Origin of the sequence: Caballeronia sp. ATUFL_F2_KS9A, assembly GCF_023630765.1 — a bacterium.
GTDB classification, from domain to species: Bacteria; Pseudomonadota; Gammaproteobacteria; order Burkholderiales; family Burkholderiaceae; genus Caballeronia; species Caballeronia zhejiangensis.
In genome coordinates, this window is the sequence record NZ_JALQEK010000032.1 from 441,447 (window position 1) to 457,879 (window position 16,433).

At 63.2% G+C, this 16,433-nt stretch carries 18 protein-coding genes; 3 read left to right on the forward strand and 15 right to left on the reverse strand.

Annotated elements, in window-relative coordinates; all coding sequences use genetic code 11:
• Window positions 1-7: 7 nt before the first annotated feature.
• From NCS67_RS22815 to NCS67_RS22830, 4 genes are all read right to left on the reverse strand, one after another.
• Entirely contained in the window at window positions 8-1,792 is a 1,785-nt protein-coding gene (locus tag NCS67_RS22815; RefSeq protein WP_250436723.1) for a DNA-binding protein, read from the reverse strand.
• Window positions 1,793-2,062: 270 nt separating this feature from the next.
• Window positions 2,063-2,371: a DUF4148 domain-containing protein gene (locus tag NCS67_RS22820; RefSeq protein WP_008348405.1), complete on the reverse strand. Its 309-nt coding sequence runs from the start codon at window positions 2,369-2,371 to the stop codon at window positions 2,063-2,065.
• A 234-nt stretch (window positions 2,372-2,605) separates the two neighbouring features.
• Entirely contained in the window at window positions 2,606-3,883 is a 1,278-nt protein-coding gene (locus NCS67_RS22825; protein ID WP_250436794.1) for an MFS transporter, read from the reverse strand.
• Between the two features lie 26 nt (window positions 3,884-3,909).
• Window positions 3,910-5,277 carry a M20 family metallopeptidase gene (locus NCS67_RS22830; protein ID WP_284504143.1) on the reverse strand — a complete coding sequence of 456 codons (1,368 nt, stop codon included), beginning with the start codon at window positions 5,275-5,277 and terminating at the stop codon, window positions 3,910-3,912.
• A 169-nt stretch (window positions 5,278-5,446) separates the two neighbouring features.
• Between NCS67_RS22830 and NCS67_RS22835 the strand changes: the two genes are divergently transcribed.
• Window positions 5,447-6,382, forward strand: a complete 936-nt coding sequence (locus NCS67_RS22835) for a LysR family transcriptional regulator (RefSeq protein WP_034473156.1) — start codon at window positions 5,447-5,449, stop codon at window positions 6,380-6,382.
• 4 nt (window positions 6,383-6,386) lie between these two features.
• Here the strand turns inward: NCS67_RS22835 and NCS67_RS22840 are convergent, their stop codons facing one another.
• The 4 genes from NCS67_RS22840 to NCS67_RS22855 are packed head-to-tail and all read right to left on the reverse strand — an operon-like array spanning window position 6,387 to window position 9,682.
• Complete coding sequence (locus NCS67_RS22840) at window positions 6,387-6,767, reverse strand: VOC family protein (RefSeq protein WP_250436726.1); 381 nt, start codon at window positions 6,765-6,767, stop codon at window positions 6,387-6,389.
• A gap of 59 nt (window positions 6,768-6,826) precedes the next feature.
• Window positions 6,827-8,083 carry a DUF3734 domain-containing protein gene (locus tag NCS67_RS22845; RefSeq protein ID WP_250436728.1) on the reverse strand — a complete coding sequence of 419 codons (1,257 nt, stop codon included), beginning with the start codon at window positions 8,081-8,083 and terminating at the stop codon, window positions 6,827-6,829.
• 15 nt (window positions 8,084-8,098) lie between these two features.
• Window positions 8,099-8,881, reverse strand: coding sequence for a 3-hydroxybutyrate dehydrogenase (locus tag NCS67_RS22850; RefSeq protein WP_250436730.1), 783 nt, complete (start codon window positions 8,879-8,881; stop codon window positions 8,099-8,101).
• Window positions 8,882-8,902: 21 nt separating this feature from the next.
• The gene (locus tag NCS67_RS22855) at window positions 8,903-9,682 is read right to left on the reverse strand and encodes an acetoacetate decarboxylase (RefSeq protein WP_034473154.1); all 780 of its coding nucleotides are present in this window, start codon (window positions 9,680-9,682) and stop codon (window positions 8,903-8,905) included.
• Between the two features lie 281 nt (window positions 9,683-9,963).
• On the opposite strand from NCS67_RS22855, the gene NCS67_RS22860 reads away from it, so the two are divergent.
• The gene (locus tag NCS67_RS22860) at window positions 9,964-10,143 is read left to right on the forward strand and encodes a hypothetical protein (RefSeq protein WP_033536228.1); all 180 of its coding nucleotides are present in this window, start codon (window positions 9,964-9,966) and stop codon (window positions 10,141-10,143) included.
• Window positions 10,144-10,398: 255 nt separating this feature from the next.
• Here the strand turns inward: NCS67_RS22860 and NCS67_RS22865 are convergent, their stop codons facing one another.
• The 4 genes from NCS67_RS22865 to NCS67_RS22880 form a co-directional block, all read right to left on the reverse strand.
• Entirely contained in the window at window positions 10,399-10,962 is a 564-nt protein-coding gene (locus tag NCS67_RS22865) for a M48 family metalloprotease (RefSeq protein ID WP_033536229.1), read from the reverse strand.
• A gap of 2 nt (window positions 10,963-10,964) precedes the next feature.
• Window positions 10,965-11,825, reverse strand: coding sequence for an oxidoreductase (locus NCS67_RS22870; RefSeq protein WP_008348423.1), 861 nt, complete (start codon window positions 11,823-11,825; stop codon window positions 10,965-10,967).
• A gap of 87 nt (window positions 11,826-11,912) precedes the next feature.
• A complete protein-coding gene (locus NCS67_RS22875; RefSeq protein ID WP_235366229.1) occupies window positions 11,913-12,194 on the reverse strand; it encodes a hypothetical protein in 282 nt (93 codons plus the stop codon).
• 38 nt (window positions 12,195-12,232) lie between these two features.
• On the reverse strand, window positions 12,233-12,850 hold the full coding sequence (locus NCS67_RS22880; RefSeq protein WP_250436732.1) for a hypothetical protein: 618 nt from the start codon (window positions 12,848-12,850) through the stop codon (window positions 12,233-12,235).
• Window positions 12,851-13,334: 484 nt separating this feature from the next.
• Here NCS67_RS22880 and NCS67_RS22885 point away from each other — a divergent pair, with 484 nt between their 5' ends.
• Entirely contained in the window at window positions 13,335-14,489 is a 1,155-nt protein-coding gene (locus NCS67_RS22885; RefSeq protein WP_008348428.1) for a porin, read from the forward strand.
• 171 nt (window positions 14,490-14,660) lie between these two features.
• Here the strand turns inward: NCS67_RS22885 and NCS67_RS22890 are convergent, their stop codons facing one another.
• The 3 genes from NCS67_RS22890 to NCS67_RS22900 form a co-directional block, all read right to left on the reverse strand.
• Window positions 14,661-15,227, reverse strand: coding sequence for a ProQ/FinO family protein (locus tag NCS67_RS22890; RefSeq protein ID WP_250436733.1), 567 nt, complete (start codon window positions 15,225-15,227; stop codon window positions 14,661-14,663).
• A 117-nt stretch (window positions 15,228-15,344) separates the two neighbouring features.
• Window positions 15,345-15,611 carry a hypothetical protein gene (locus NCS67_RS22895; protein WP_250436735.1) on the reverse strand — a complete coding sequence of 89 codons (267 nt, stop codon included), beginning with the start codon at window positions 15,609-15,611 and terminating at the stop codon, window positions 15,345-15,347.
• 164 nt (window positions 15,612-15,775) lie between these two features.
• Window positions 15,776-16,420, reverse strand: a complete 645-nt coding sequence (locus NCS67_RS22900) for a TetR/AcrR family transcriptional regulator (RefSeq protein ID WP_250436737.1) — start codon at window positions 16,418-16,420, stop codon at window positions 15,776-15,778.
• Window positions 16,421-16,433 lie beyond the last annotated feature (13 nt).

The window sequence follows — 16,433 nt, forward strand, 5'->3', positions numbered from 1 at the left end:
GCCGATGTCACGTTTCGATCTTCGACATCACCGCCGTGGCCGGATCGTAGCGATAGCCCTTCTGCGCGAGCTGTTGCGCCATCTTGTCGCCGATCAGCTTCTGCTGCGCCTCGCGGAACACGAGCTCGTGATCGGGCTTCAGGCGCTCCAGTTCGACCGCGAGCCGCCGCATCAGCGCGACCTCGCCGGTGCTGCGGGCATCGATGAAAAGGATCTTCTCGTTCGCCACGTCGAGGCGCTGGCGCAAGTCCTTCGCGTACGTGACCCACTGCTCGGCATTGGCGCGAAGGTCCTCGTAGGCCTTCGAATGCGCCTTCGCCTGCGCCGCCACCTGACGCTGCAGCGATGCCAGCTCGGACTCGTCGCCCTGCTCCTTTTCGACGAGACGCTTCGCGAGATCGGTCGCGTTTCTCTCGGCGGCTTCGGCGCGTTCGCGCAACGCGTTGACATCGTTCGATACGCGCGCGAGTTCCGCGCCCTGCTCGGCCTTTTCTTCCATCAGCGCGCTGACCTGCTTGCGGGCTTCGTCCAGCTCGGCGCCGATGCGCTCGGCATGTTCCCGCTGCGCCGAAACTTCCGCGCCGCGCGCAGCCGCGCTTTCGCGCTCCGCTGCCAGTGCGCTGCGCGCGTCGTTCAGTTCCGCTTCCAGCGCGGCGATCCGGGCGAGGTTTTCGCTCGCCTGCGCTTCGGCGGCCTGCGCGCGCGTATGCGCCGCGTTGAGGTCCTGCAACAGGCGCTCGGCTTCCGCCGATTTTTCCTGCGATACGAGGCCAAGCGCTTCATGCTGCTGACGCGCCTGATCGCGCTCCTCGGCGATGCGCGCGAGTTCTTCATCCTTGGCCGCAAGCGACGCGCTCAACTGCTCGTGCTGCTGACGCGCCTGATCGCGCTCTTCCGCGATACGCGCGAGTTCTTCATCCTTGCCCGCGAGCGACGCGCTCAACTGCTCGTGCTGCTGACGCGCCTGATCGCGCTCTTCCGCGATGCGCGCGAGTTCTTCATCCTTGCTCGCAAGCGACGCGCTCAATTGCTCGTGCTGCTGCCGTGCCTGATTGCGCTCCTCAACGATGCGCGCAAGCTCCTCGTCCTTGCCCGCAAGCGACGCATGCAGATTCGCCTGCTGCTCGCGTGCCTGATCGCGCTCTTGCGCGATGCGCGCGATGTCCTCGTCCTTGGCCGCCAGCGCCGCGTTCAGCGCTTCTTTCGCCCGCCGCTCTTCTTCGAGCGATGCGTTCACGGTTTCCAGTTGGGCCCGCTCCGCCGACGCGCGCTGCGCCGCTTCCTCGATGTGCGTCTCGGCGGTCTGCGCGCGTATCGTGGCTGCATCGGCCTCTTCGCGCAGTCGAACGACCGATTCCTCGGACGCCCGCAATGCGCTCAGCATTTCCATCATTTGCTGGCGGTTCTTCGCGGCCTCGTCGCCGGTCTTCTGGAATTCGGCGAGCGCCTCGTCGCGCTCCGCAAGCGCGGTCGTGAGCCGCTGGCTCACGGCGGACAGCCGCTGACCGGACATCCGCTCGGTTTCGTCGCGCGAGACGGTCCAAAGCCGCCGCGCGACATTCACGAGCGTCTCGGCAAGGTCGTCGGGCAGTCCGGTCGGCGCCTGCTGCTGCGGCATGTCCGGGGACCGCGCCTCGCGCCAGCGCTGCAGGCCGGCCGCGATGGCGACGACGGAGCCGTTTCCGGCCTCCGCCCAAACCGTCAAGGGAGAAACCTTGCGACCTTCTTCGGTCAGTCGATCGGCGATCGACGCGATTTGCTCGTCGGTGATGTTGTCTACGTCTGTGGGCATAAGCGCCTCGAAAATCAGTGGCGTCGCACTCAAAACACTGCGATACATTGTTACGTTCGGCTAAATCCGCGCGGGGCGGAGATGGATGATACCCATTTTCCGCGCTCGACCAATCGAAGCACGTCGCATGCCGTCGAAAATAGGATTTTGTAGCGAGAGTGTATCGCCTGCGGGACCTTGAAACCGTGGCGTAATACGTTATTGACAGAAACGCGTCGAGCCCGGACGAGCAATTTCGTCCGGGCTTTCTAATTCGTTAAATCCGTGCGATTACGGCTTCGCGAAAACCGGGCCGAGTCCGATGACATCCGTATCCGCCGAACGCGTGCCCGACGCGACGTTGCCGTTCGCCGGCGCGCCGTATGCCGTCAGGCCCTTCGCGGCGTCCACGCGCGCTTGCGCGGCCTGGATGTTTTGCGGATATTGCGTCTGATCGCTTGCCGGGTCGTAGCCCGCCTTTTCCAGCTCGACGAGTTGCGCACGCACTTCGGCGCGGGTGATCGGCTGATTCGACTGAGCGAACGAAAGAACCGGAAGCGCGACGGCAGCGGCGACGATCAGCGATTGGATGACTTTCATGATTTACCTCCAGTGAATTTTGATGGAAGGCCGTCTTGGCGATTCGCCGTGTGTTGCGAATCGTTCGGCTTGGAGGTATTTGAACTCGCGGACGTATCTGGCTTGTTTCGCGAAAAGCGGATTATGAAACGCCGTGTGTCGGGATTCGGTGCAGATACAGTGCGATACAAAGCGAAACGCCGATTGTCGATGTCATCGGCAATCGGCGCGCTCGTAGCAAAAAGAGAAGCGGACTCAGGCGGCCGCGCTCGCCGCTCGCATCTGCACCTTGCCGCGGCTCACCGCCGCGAGCCCCGCGAGACTGATCACCGCCGTGAACATCATGTAGAAGCTCGGCGCGGCCTTGCTGCCCGTCGCGCTCAGGAGCCAGATGATGATCGCGGGCGTGAAGCCGCCGAACACCGTCACGCCGATGTTGTAGCCGATCGACATGCCCGTCGCGCGCGTCGACACGGGAAAGATCTCCGACATCAACGCCGGCAGCGCGCCGAAATAGATCGCCTTGAGCAGCGCGAGCCACGCGACGAGCGCGAACAGCGACGCCACCGACACATGCGAAACGACATACGCGAACGCCGGATAGCCCGTCACGAAGAGCAGGAGCGCCGCCGTCGACATCTGCTTCACGCGGCCGATCCTGTCCGAGAGATGCCCCGCGAAAGGCGTCACCAGCGTCAGCATCAGGCCCGCGACGGTGCTCGCGGCGAAACCCGTCGATGCATCGAGATGCAGTTCGCGGATCGCGAACGTCGGCACGTATTGCAGCAGATAGTTCACCGCCGTCGATACCGTCAGCGCGCCGATCGAGATGAGCAGCAGCGCCTTTTGCTGCGTGAATACATCGCGCACGGGCGTCGACGTGTGCTCGGCTTCGGTGTAATCGGCCGCGTCTTCGAGATAGCGGCGCAGGAAAAGACCCGCCGGTCCGATCAGCAAGCCGAAGAAGAACGGAATGCGCCAGCCCCATGCGGCAAGCTCGGCGGCGGGCATCAGCTTGGCGAGCGCGAAGCCGAAAATCGACGCGAGCAAGGTCGCGAGCCCCTGCGTCGCGAATTGCCAGCTCGCGAGCAGGCCACGGCGATCCGGCGCGTGCTCGATCAGCATGGCCGTCGACGGCCCGAACTCGCCGCCCGCCGAAAAGCCCTGGATCAGGCGCGCGATGAACACGCCCGCGGGCGCGATCAATCCGATCGACGCATACGGCGGAATCACCGCGATGATCGCCGTGCCGATCATCATCAGCCCGACCGACATCATCAACGCAGCCTTGCGCCCGCGCTTGTCGGCGTATGCGCCGAGCACCATGCCGCCTATCGGCCGCACCAGATACGACGCGCCGAACGAGCCGAACGTGAGCAGCATCGACGCCGTCTCGTTCGCGGCCGGGAAGAAGTTCTTCGCGATATACACCGCGAAAAACGCATAGATCGCGATATCGAACCATTCGAGCGCGTTGCCGACCGAAGTCGCGAGCACGATTTGCGTCAGGCTCAGGGGCTTTTTGTTCATGATGTCAGCGTGTCATGAGTGGCGTTCGATCAATGCGCGTCGCGCGTGGCGACGATCGCCGCGCCCATCTCGCCGAGGTCCCACCAGAGGCCCGCCATCACGCCGAGCGATTCGCGCATGACGGAGCCGAGCACGTGTTCGTTCGGCGCGTGCTGGTTGCACGCGGGATACGAATGCGGCACCCAGAGCGTCGGCAGGCCGAGTGTCTTCGCGAAGACATCGTTGGGCACCGTGCCGCCCAGGTTCGGCAACAGCGCGGGCTTCTTGCCGGTCGTCGCGCGCATCGAATCGAGTGCCCAGTGAACCCACGGATCGTCGAGATCGAGGCGCGTCGCGGGCGTGCCGCGCGTCGCCTTGACGGTCACTTCGGTGAAGCCGTGCTGCGCGAAGTGACGTTCGAGATGCGTCTGCAGGTTCTCCCAATCCGTTCCGACGACGAAGCGCAACTGGCACACCGCTTTCGCGAACGGCGGAATCGCGTTGACGGGTGCATCGGCGTTGCCGGATTTCATCGCGAGCACTTCGAGCGCGTTCCAGCCGATCACGCGTTCGGTCGGCGTCAGGCCCGGCTCGCCCCACGTCGGATCGATCTCGGGTGAGCTTTCGTCGCGGCCCAGTTCGATATCGGCGAGGGCTTCGCGCACCGCATCGGAAATCGGCGGCGGCCGCAATCCTTCGACGACGATGCTGCCGTTGCGGTCGACGAGACTCGCGATCGCATGCGACAGCACGACGGCCGGATTGCGCAGCACGCCGCCCCAGTTGCCGGAGTGATGTCCGCCTTCGCGGAGGTTCACCGTCAGTTCGAACGGCACGCCGCCGCGCGAGCCGAGAAAGAGCGTCGGACGTTCGGCGGATACGCGCGGCCCGTCCGACGCGATGAATACATCCGCCGCGAGCGCATTCTTGTGCGCGGCGCAGACTTCATCGAGACCCGGCGAGCCGACCTCCTCGCCCGTTTCGAAGATCACCTTGACGTTGTAGCCGAGCCTGCCTGCGCGCGCCTGCAACACCGCGGCGAGCGCCGCGAAATTGACCGAATGCTGGCCTTTGTTGTCGGCGGTGCCGCGGCCGTACCAGCGGTCTTCGTCGACGACGATGTCCCACGGCTTCAGGCCCGCGCGCCATTGCTCGTCGTAGCCGCGCACGACGTCGCCATGACCGTAGGTCAGCACCGTCGGCAAGTCGTCGGATTCGTGGCGTTCGGCGATCAAAAACGGCGGGCCGCCCGCGACCGGATTCTCGACGACGCGCGCCGTAAAACCGACGCGCGCGAGCGTGTCGCTGATCTCATCGGTGAGATAGGCATTCAGCGCGGGATTCCGCCCGTTCTGGCTCTCGGTGCGAAACGCGACGCGGCCCTGCAGATCCGCGAAGAACGCGCCCGAATCGAACATCTTGCAAGCGATGGCGATGGCGGCTTCACGACTTTCTTGATGTTTTTTCACGACGTCTCCGGGCAATTGTGGCTACTCATTCCGGCCAGTCTAGAAACGCCAAAAATTCGCGAAAATTTCAAAATTTGCGACTAGCATTGCCAAAAAGGCAACGCTCAGGGAAGGCATCGTGCTGCATGGCATCGCTCTCAAATACTTCGTAGAAGTCGCGCGCTCGGGTTCGCTGGCGGCGGCATCGGAACAGCTTCACGTCGCGGTGTCGGCGATCAGCCGGCAGATCGCGAAGCTGGAGGAACAGGCGGGCACGCCGCTATTCGAGCGCATGCCGCGCGGCATGATCCTGACGGAAGCGGGCGAGTTGCTCGTGCAGCACGCGCGCCGCGCGCTCATGGACGGCGACGCGGTGCTCGCGGAGATATCGGAGATGCATGCGCTCGGGCTCGGGATCGTGCGTATCGGCTGCACGGAGGGTTTCACGCGCTGCTTTTTGCCGAGCGTGATGGCGTCGCACTATCGCGCGCATCCGGGCACGCGTTTCGTGATGCGTTCGGGTACGCCGGGACAGGTCGAGCATTGGGTGGCGAGCGGCGAAGTCGATGTAGGCCTTGCGTTTTCGACATCGACATCTACCGCGCTGAGCGTCGAATACAGCGTGAAGGCGCCGGTCTGCGCGCTGCTGCCACCGACGCATCCGCTGGCGGGCAAGGCGAGCATCACGCTCGATGACGTGCTTCAGTACCCGACCGCCGTGCTCGATCGCGGCACGACGGTGCGCCAGCTGATCGACTGGTGCTGCTCGGCGCGCGGCGTGCATCTCGAGCCGGTTCTGACGAGCAACAACTCGAGCGCGATGCATCATTTCGCCGCGCTCACCGGCGCGATCACGCTCGGCAGCGCGGTCGCGCTCGAAGGCGATCCGGGCCCGCCGACGCTCGTCGCGACGCCCATCGACGAGCCTTTGCTCAACGAGCGCCTGCTGCAGGTCACGGTGATGCGCGAGCGGCGTCTGCCGCCTGCCGTCGATCAGTTTCTCAAGACGCTGACCGATGCGTTGCGCGAAAGTCTCGGTGCGCCGGCCGCGCGCGCGAAGCGAAAAAAGCGCTGACCCGTCATTGCGTCGCGACCCACCACGTCGTTCCGGCGGCATCGCGAAAGCCGCCGCGAAAGTCGTCGTCGTCGCGTTTGCGCGCGGGCGCCTGCACGCTTTGCGCGCCGTGCCGGAGCGCGCGATCGTAGACGGCTTGCGCATCGCGCACGTAGACGTGGATGTGCGGACCCTGCGATTGCTGATCGGTCGCGCCGCCGCCGATCATCACGACGCTATCGTCGATACGCAATTCGGCGTGCATCAGCGAGCCATCGGGACGATCGAAGCGGCGCAGCAGTTGTGCATCGAAGACACGTTCAAGGAATGCGATGATCGCCGGCGCGTTTGCGCAGACGAGATAGGGACTGACGGACGTGTAAGTCGCGGGTTTCCAGTCGGGCATGGCTTGCCTCGCAGGCGTTGTGACGAGGCTAACCAGAGTAATTCAAACGCCGCAACGCTTCAAACGCCTTCGACCACGTCATCCAGTTTGTTCGCCGCCGCCTTCGGCATGTCAGCGGTCGCCTGCGGCGCGGGTTCGTAACGATGCACGTCATGCGTCACGAAGCCGAGATCGTGACTCGGCACCTCGAACCACTCCGGATGTCCGAACGAACGGCGAATGTCTTCCAGACCGCTCGCCCAGTGCTCGTCCATCGTATCGTTGCTGAACTCGTAATCCTTGTAGTGCCCTTCGAAAAACTTGTTCTTGTAGATGAGATGCACGACGTTCACCGCGCCGCCATCCGCGACCTTCTGCGCCTCGCGCAGCAGCGGATGCGAGCGGCGCGTCTTTTCCGGAACATGCTCCAGTAGCTCCTTGATGAGCCGCGCATGCTTCTGGTTATGCGAAACGAAATCGGTGATGGCGCGCGTTCTGCTCGAATACTGAATGTCTTTCGTGCGCTCGCTGACATCGAGAAAATCGCCGGGCAACGTGCCACGCGCGCTCCACAGGTCCACCTGAAACACGAGCGTGTCCTTGTGCTGACTTTCGCGGATGATCTCCGTCAACGGCGTATTCGATACGAGCCCGCCGTCCCAGTAGAACTCGCCGTCGATCTCCACAGCCGGAAAGCCCGGCGGCAACGCACCCGATGCCATGAAGTGCTCGGGCTCGAGCCGCATCTTCGTGTTGTCGAAGTAGACGAGATTGCCCGTGCGTACGTTCACCGCGCCCACCGATACACGCATCGCGCCATCGTTGATGCGGTCGAAATCGGCGAACTGCAGCAGCGTCGCGCGCAACGCGGACGTATCGTAAAAGCTCACGTCGCTTGGGCGCCTGCTCTTCGCAGGCGTCAAAGGCAAATGAACGCGCGGCGAGAAGAAGCCCTTCTGCCCTTCGGTGAGCGCGCGCGCCGCGGCCCACATGCTCGAAAACTTGCGGCCGATATTCGCGAAGCCGAACGCGGCGGGCATGAACGCGCCCACATGCCCGACGAGATCCGCGGGCTGGCAGATCGTGTTCCAGAACCCACGCAGCGCCGCCACGCGATTCTCGGGCGCGTTGCCCGCGATGATCGCGGTATTCAACGCGCCGATCGAAATGCCCGAGGTCCATGTCGGATCCACGCCCACTTCGGCGAGCCCTTCGAACACGCCGGCCTGATACGAACCCAGCGCGCCGCCGCCTTGCAGCACGAGGCAAACGTCATCGTAGTCGGGCAGCGCGACGTGATTCGCCTGCGTGAGTGTGTTGCGTTGACTGCGGCGCATGGATTCTCCTTGTCGTTATTGCATGAACCAGCCGTGACTCACGACGACCGATTGCCCGGTCAGCGCATTCGATTCGAAGCCCGCGAGGAACGCGACGGTGTTCGCGACATCGGCGACCGTGGTGAATTCGCCATCGACCGTTTCCTTCAGCATCACGTTCTTCACGACTTCTTCTTCCGAAATGCCGAGCGCCTTCGCCTGCTCGGGAATCTGCTTTTCGACGAGCTGCGTGCGCACGAAACCGGGACACACGACATTCGCGCGCACGCCGCGCGGACCGCCTTCCTTCGCGACGACGCGCGCGAGCCCGAGCAAGCCATGCTTGGCCGTCACATAGGCCGACTTCAGCTTGGACGCTTCATGCGAATGCACCGATCCCATGTAGATTATCGAGCCGCCCTTGCCCGACGCGTACATATGTTTGATCGCGGCTTTCGTCGTGAGAAACGCGCCGTCGAGATGGATCGCGAGCATCTTCTTCCAGTCGGCGTATGCATACTCTTCGATCGGCGCGACGATCTGAATGCCCGCGTTCGATACCAGCACGTCGATACCGCCGAGCTTCGCCACCGTTTCTTCGATGCCCGCGTTCACGGCATCTTCGCTCGTCACGTCCATCGACACGGCGATCGCCTTGCCGCCCGCTTCGACGATGCTGTCCGCAACCTTCTGCGCATTCGCGAGATTCAGATCGGCGATGACGACCGCCGCGCCATCGGTCGCGAGCTTGCGCGCCGTCTGTTCGCCGATGCCGCTCGCAGCGCCCGTCACGAGCGCGACTTTTCCTTGCAGTGCCATGTGAATACTCCTTTGCCGTTGTTATTGGTTGACCGCGAGCTTGAGTTCATCGGGCGGCGCGAGATAGTCGTATGCGACTTCGCCGATATCGAGCGTGAGATTCGCGATGACATGCCGCGCGCCGACGACCTTGCGCACCGGCAAATCAGCGACCGGCGCGAGCGCATGAGCGTGCAGTTCGAGCGCGGCCGGACCTTCCCATGCACCGATCACGCTCACGTCGCGCAGAAAGAAGCGCACGAGTTCGCACACGCGCGCAGTGCCGTCGACATGCGGCAGCACTTTCAGCAGATAGTTCGGCGTATCCGCGAGCTTCCTGCGTTCGGCTTCGAGATCGAGCGGACGATACTTGTAGCCCATCGTGCCCGTCGCGATGCGTTGCGTGCCGTAGTCGAGCGTGCCGAGCAGCGTGTCCTTGCCATCGACGCCAAGACGCGGCGACGCGAGCTTCTTCGGAAAGCCCCAGATTTCGCGGCCGCCCGCGATCGGACCTTCGTCGTCGAGATACATCGCATGCGTATAGCTGCCCTTCTTGCCATCCGGATCGATGACGGAAATCACCTGGCCGCTTTCGGTGTAATCGCCGAAACCGGATGAATCCGGCATGCGAATGAATTCGTAATGTACGAGACCGTTATCCACTTCGAGCGGCTCCGGAACCACGGCGCGCAGCGCGTCGGGATCGGTCTCGTAGGAAATGATGAAGTACTCGCGATTGAGAAAGCGGAACGGCGGACGCGGATAAGCGGGATTGAGCACAGGCATGGCGAACGCATTCCTGCGGATGTCGTCTTCTTTCACTGGATCGTCCCTGAGTTGAGAACAGGCACGATAGTAGATGCAGTTGATGACATTTGTCGCGGACGGCAGGCAGCGGATCGGCGTTTATGAAAGCAGTGCGAATCGACAAAAATCCCGCTGCTTCAACGCCTTATGCCCGCCCACTGATGAATTGCCTTTTTTTGTGCAATATACTGTTGCCTCAGCGGCGTCGACACGACGAGGAACCGGGCGATGCCGCGCGTCTCTCAAGCGCATGTCGATTCATCTTTCTAAGGCCATCTCCTCCAAGCGAGTCCCCGATGAAAACGTCCTTGAAGAAATCTCTCGTGCTTCTGGTGCTGGCGGCGTTTGCCGCGCCGACGCTGTCGTTCGCGGCCGCGGAGTATCCCGACAACAAGCCGCGGCCCGCCTATAAAAAGAAAGGCCAGAAGCATCATCACAAGAAGTCGGCGACACCGCCCGCTTCGCAGACGCAATAAGACGGCACGGCTCATAAAGGCACGGGCGTCCGTTAAGGACGCCCGTGCCTTTTCATTGGATGACGCGTCTTGTCAGGCCGCTTCGATTCGTTGCGCCACGAGATTCAGCACGCGTTCCAGCACATCGCCATCGACCGGCTTCACGAGATGATCCCGGACCTTCGCTTTCGACGGAAATCGCGCCGCCATGCAATTCGACGAGATGCTTCGCGAGCGCCAGCCCGACGCTATCCATCGAGGCATTACGCGCGGCAACTATTGCGACGTCGATACGAGGCGCGCACGCATCGCATCGAGGCGCGCTGCATCGACATGTCCGCGCGCCGCCATTGCTTCGAGCGCAGCCAGGGCCAATGCCGGGCCGCAAAGCGCGGCGGCTTTCGCATCCGCATCGAGTTCGAAGGCGGCGGCGCGTTTTGCGGCACGCACGCTCCAAATCTTCAGACAGACGAACAAAGTGAACGCGAAGCCGATACCGGGAAAGGTGATGCGCCAGAGATCATCTTCCGATGAAATCGCGAAGACGATGCACGGTACCGATAACAGCATCATCACTGAAAGCACGGTCCATGCGAAATCGAGCAGCATCGTCTTGCGTTGCGTCGCGTGCCCGACTTCGTGCGCCACGACGATACGAAGCAACGGCTCCGGCAACGCGAGCGTGGCGCGATCAAGTTCGATGCGATTGAACAAGGCTTCGTAGCACGGTCCGTTCGACGTATTCACGAAGCGCACGCGCGGCGTTGCAACGTGCAGAAGAGCGGCATCGTCGGCGACGAGCGAGAGTATGCGCTGTTCCTGCGCGGCGAGCCGCTTCATGATCACTGCACCGGGTTATCGGCCCACTGGCTGCGCGCCTGCCATGCGTCGATATCGGCGTTGAGCTTCGCGAGCTTGTTGCGCACGAGTTCGAGTCCGGGGCCGCCGAGCACGAGATGTCCCGGCGGCTCCGGCGACGTGACCGCTTCGATGATGACCTGCGCCGCGCGCGCCGGATCGCCCGGCTGCTTGCCGCTTCGCTCCGCGATCGCCGCGCGTCGCGTGCCCGAAGTCTGCGCGTAATCGTCGATCGGATTGCGCGTCTGCTTCAGCGAGCGGCCCGCCCAGTCCGTGCGAAACGGGCCGGGCTCGACCGCCGTCACCTTGATGCCGAGCCCTTCCGTTTCGCGGCCGAGCGCTTCACCGAGACCTTCGAGCGCGAACTTCGTCGCGGCGTAATACCCGCTGCCCGGATTGCCGACCAGCCCGCCCACGGATGTGATATTGACGACATGTCCCGAGCGGCGCTCGCGCATACGCGGCAATACGGCTCGGATCATCGCGGCCGCGCCGAAGAAGTTCGCTTCGAACATCGCGCGCACTTCGTCTTCCTCGCCCTCTTCGACAGCCGAGAGATAGCCGAAGCCCGCGTTGTTCACGAGCACGTCGATATGATCGAAGGCGGCGTAGGCATCGGCGATTGCAGACTTGATTTCATCGGCACGCGTGACGTCGAGACGCACGGCGATCGCTCGTCCTTCGCCACGCTCGACGAGATCGCCGACGCTGTCCGGATTGCGCGCGGCCACGACAGCGCGCCAGCCCTTGTCGATCACGGCGGAAGCGAGTTCGCGGCCGAAGCCGGTCGAACATCCAGTGATGAACCAGACGGGCGTATCGTGGCTGCCTTTCGAAGCTGTCATTGCGGTTCTCCATGTAAGCGGATCTCGCTACATGTTGAAGCAATTTCAACGCGCGTGCTTGCGGGCTCCTCGTCGAACGGCAGTGACTTATCGCATTGCCGGCATGCGAATGGCGCGATGATTCCGCGGCTCGAACAGAACCGCCTGCTCGACACGCGCCGCGATCTTTTTCCATCCGGCGAGCTCTTCGTCGAGCACGGCAAGCGTCAGAAGAATGCGTTCACGATCGTGATTCGTGCGCGCGAGCGTCGCGCTTTCACGCATCGAGACGAGCGTGGCCTCGCGCTCGGCGATCTGCTTCGCGATTCTTTCCCGCAGGCGTTTCAGCGATTCGTCCATGTTCGTATGACCGGTTGGTGTCGCCGTCATACGCGCAAACTTCGCGCCCGATCATGTTCGTGGATGCTTCATCCCGCATCGCCCGCGCTGATCGCGGTTTGCATGCTCCTCAACAGCTTCGTCAGATAGCGCAATAGGCCGACCGTATCGCCGAATTCGATGAAACCCGGCTTCACACCATCGCTGAAGAGCAACGTTCCGTCGAGCGAGTGATCGACGATCAAGCCGGCGTAAGCAGCGTGCGGCATGTAGTCGTCGCCGGCGAGGCTGAACGTATTGCCGTTCACGGCCGCATCGCGCAGACGCATCAAAAACTGCACTTCGGGCGCGCGCGACGCCGACAAGCGATGGATATCGAAGTATTCGGCGACCGCGAGGATCGCATTCGAGCAAGGCACGGTCAGCGCGAACGCGATGCGCGCATCGGCCGTATCGAACGATGGCCACGACCGCGCGTCTTCCGGCGGCGGGCTTTTGGTGGGCGTGCCGTCCTCGCTGTGCGCGTGCGCTTCCGGATGCGAGCGCTTGCGCGCAAGTAGGGGCTGCGCCTTCGCGAAGTCCGGCGGCGGCGCGCCGCGCTCGATCCAGTCGGACAGCAGGCTTGCGTACGCATGGAGCGCGGTCAATTGCGCGTCGATGAACGCGACGCCCGCTCGGCAGGCGTCATGGTGTTTTTGCTCGGTCATACCGTCTCCCTTGTTTTTTGAGTTCGATCTAAAGACACACCCGCGTTGCTTGCATGATCGCCTGCCCTGCGTTGCAATGCGCGCGCCTGTTCGCAGGCCGTGGTGCGGCGGGATGGACCGTTAGTTGCAGACGGTGCATGGAGAATCGGGTGCCGCTCGTGACGCTGCTGTGGAAGAAACGCTACAAGGCGCTTCGCGGAATTTACCGATACCTGACGACGCGTTATATTCCATCGGCTATAGCGTAAGTCGCCGGCCGAAGGTGCCGAGGCAACGCGACTTGCCTGCGTTCTTGCAACGGGACATCGCCCGTTTCGCCTGACGAAGTGCCCTACCCATCACGAAGCACTCGACCTTTGCGAAATTCCTTCGCGAAGCCGGGATGGCCGCGCTCGCGCTCAACGAATGCGTGGCGGCGATTCCTGAACCGGGCCGCGTCGAGCGGCATCCGCTTCACGCGGACAACACCAAGGAAGAAAGAAGAATGAAGAAGCACATCGTAGCGGCGGCCGTTCTCGGCATGTTCGGCATCGCGGCACACGCGCAAAGCAGCGTCACGCTATACGGGATCATCGATGCGGGCATCACCTATGCGAATAAGGTCGCGACCGCGAGCGGCCACGACAGCCTCGTGAAGTACGGCGACGGCGTCGCGTCGGGTAGCCGCTGGGGCCTGCGCGGCACGGAAGATCTGGGCGGCGGTCTCAAGGCGATCTTCGTGCTCGAAAGCGGCTTCAACAGCGGCGACGGCACGCTCGGGCAGGGCGGCGCGTTGTTCGGCCGTCAGGCGTATGTCGGTCTGGCGAAGACCGATTTCGGCTCGCTGACCTTCGGCCGTCAATACTCGTTCTCGACCGACTATCTCGGCAGCAACTACACGATGGGCAGCCAGACGGCCGCCGGAAATTACGCGTATCACATCAACGATCTGGATCAGCTGACGTCGAGCCGCATCAACAACGCGGTCAAGTTCAGCAGCGCCAATTTCCACGGCGTGACGTTCGGCGCGATGTATGGCTTCTCGAACTCGACGAACTTCGCGGGTTCGCCCACGACGGGAACGGGCACGTCTGCCGTGCAAGGCGCCTCCAGCGCGTACAGCTTCGGTTTGAACTATGCGCAAGGCCCGTTCGGCATCGGCGCGGCGTACACGAACATCCGCTATCCGAATGGGGCGACGCCGGCGTTCAGCGTGAGCATCGCGAACGTGAACACGCAAGGGCTGCGCGATCTGGAAACGTACGGTATCGGCGCGCGTTACACGATCGCCGCCGCGACGATCTGGGCGAATTGGACGCATACGCGCTTCGAGCCGATCACGGCTGCATCGTCGAACCTGAACAACTATGAAATCGGCGGCAAGTACGCGTTCACGCCGGCGCTGAACGCGGGCCTCGGCTACACGTTCTCCGATCTCGGCGGCAACCTCGAAGGCAAGTGGCATCAGATCAACGCCGTGGTCGACTACGCGCTGTCGAAGCGCACCGATGTTTATGCGAGCGGCGCGTATCAGAAGGCGTCGGGCAGCAACAACGGCACGCCGGTGCAAGCGGAGATCGGCTCGTCGGCGTCGTTCATCGGCAGTGCGGGCGCGAACACGCAGTTCGTGACGCGCGTCGGTCTGCGTCACCGGTTCTGATCGAAGGTTGATTCGAAGAAACGCGACGCTGAAAGGCGTCGCGTTTTTTGCGCCCTTTATGATTCGGATAGCGAAGCATTCGGGCCACGCTATAACGAACTTTTGGACTAGCGCGAAAGGAAAAGGGAAACCCGCGCGCGATGCGAACTGCGCGCGGTGTCGCGTCTCGCGTTACTTGGCGGATTCCGCGGACTCTGCGGCTTTCGGAGCGGAAGCGGTGGCCGAAGCCGACGCCGACGCCGACGCCGAGCGCGCCAGTCGATTCGTTTCCAGATAAACGGCGCGTTCCGCATCCGCCGACGATACTTCGCCCGCTTGCGCGCCAGTCAGATCGACTCGCGGCGCACCTTGCACGAGCGCGGTCCAGTAACGGTTGCCGCGGCACCAAACCTTGATCGCCGCACGCAGTTCTCTCTCGTTGAGTCCGAGTTCTTCCGCGTGTTTCATCAGATCTTCGAAAATGCCGACCTTCAGCGGAACCTTAGGCGCGGGATTCTTCGGAAATGCGAGCGGAAAACGCTTCTGCAGCTTACCGATGGTATGCACGACAGGATCAACCGGCTTCGATGGCGCCGCGGCAGGCCTGGACGCGGCCGCCGCGGGTTTGGACGGAGCCGCCGCCTTCGCGCCCGCCGGCGCGGGACGCCGCACGCGCGGCGCCTTCTTCTTCGCTGCGTTGCTGGCAGCAGCCTGTTTTGCGAGTTGCTCTTTCAGTCCGGCGAGTTGTTCGAAGCCCATCACATCGTGCCCGTAGAAAACGTATCGCGATTTTAACAGCCTCCGGTGACGGCCTCGTTGCGGGCGGCTTTTTCGGGCGAGCATCGGTCCGAAAAAACCGCCCTCTCAGCGTCGCGCTTATTGTCCGCCCGAATAGACGTTGCAGAACGGTCGCGGACTGCAATTGCTCTGCGTGCCGCCGGTCCAGTTCGCTGTTCTCCCGCTCCTGCTCTGCCCCGGTGCCACGCCGCCATAGGCCGTGTCGCCGGACGACGCGGCGCCCTGCGCGTTCTGCTGAACGGGTGCGGGGATGGACTGCAGGGTATCGCTCGGCTCTTGCGCCTGAGTGAGGGTGACGAGGGAAAACGCGGCCACGAGCGTGGTCGTAACGAGGACGGTCTTCATGACTTTCTCCTTCGACGAAGGCTTACCGCTGCCCGACGATAAAAACCGCCAGGTGAACGCCGTGCGCAAGAATCCGCGCAGTTTTAGACCCTATACCTTAATCGCGGCGAAATCTGCTTATTCGGGTTCGCGCATGAACGTTCGGCTTCTTCGCGGATGCTGCGTCACCCGTGTTCGGGCGCAGCGCGTTCGTAGCGTGCGAGAAACATGTCGGCGGCGGCTTCGGCCACTTTCTTTTGCTCGCTCTTCGATAACGGCGGCTGGCCCATCGTCACTTGCGGCCAGAACGCGAAACCCTTGACGATGCCATGCAGTTGCTGCCCTGCGAAAACAGGGTCGGTGACTGCGAGCCGGCCATCGGCGGCGGCTTTGCGAATCCAGGCCGTCACGTCTTCCTCGCGTTCGCCGATGCGCGCCACCATATCCCGCGCGCGCTCGGGCGAGTGAATGCCCGCCGCGATCGCCACGCGCGCGAGCGACAGAAACGCCTCATCGTTCATGAGGCGCAGCTTGCGCGTGAGCATCGCGAGCAATTGCGCGCGCAACGGTTCGCTCGCGCTATAAGCCACCGCATCGCCGGTCTCGCTCGTATCCCATAGCCGATGCAGGATCGCGGCGAACAGCGCCTCCTTGCTCTCGAAGTGGTTATAGACCGTGCGTTTGGAAACGCCCGCGCGCGCGGCGATGCGGTCCATGCTGGTGGCGTCGTAGCCCGCGGCGATGAACTCCGCAACGGCCGCGTTCACGATCGCGGCGCGCTTCCGGTCAGTCAGACGCTGGGGAATGTCGTTGATGTCGCTTGAATCCATCCCCACATTTTAC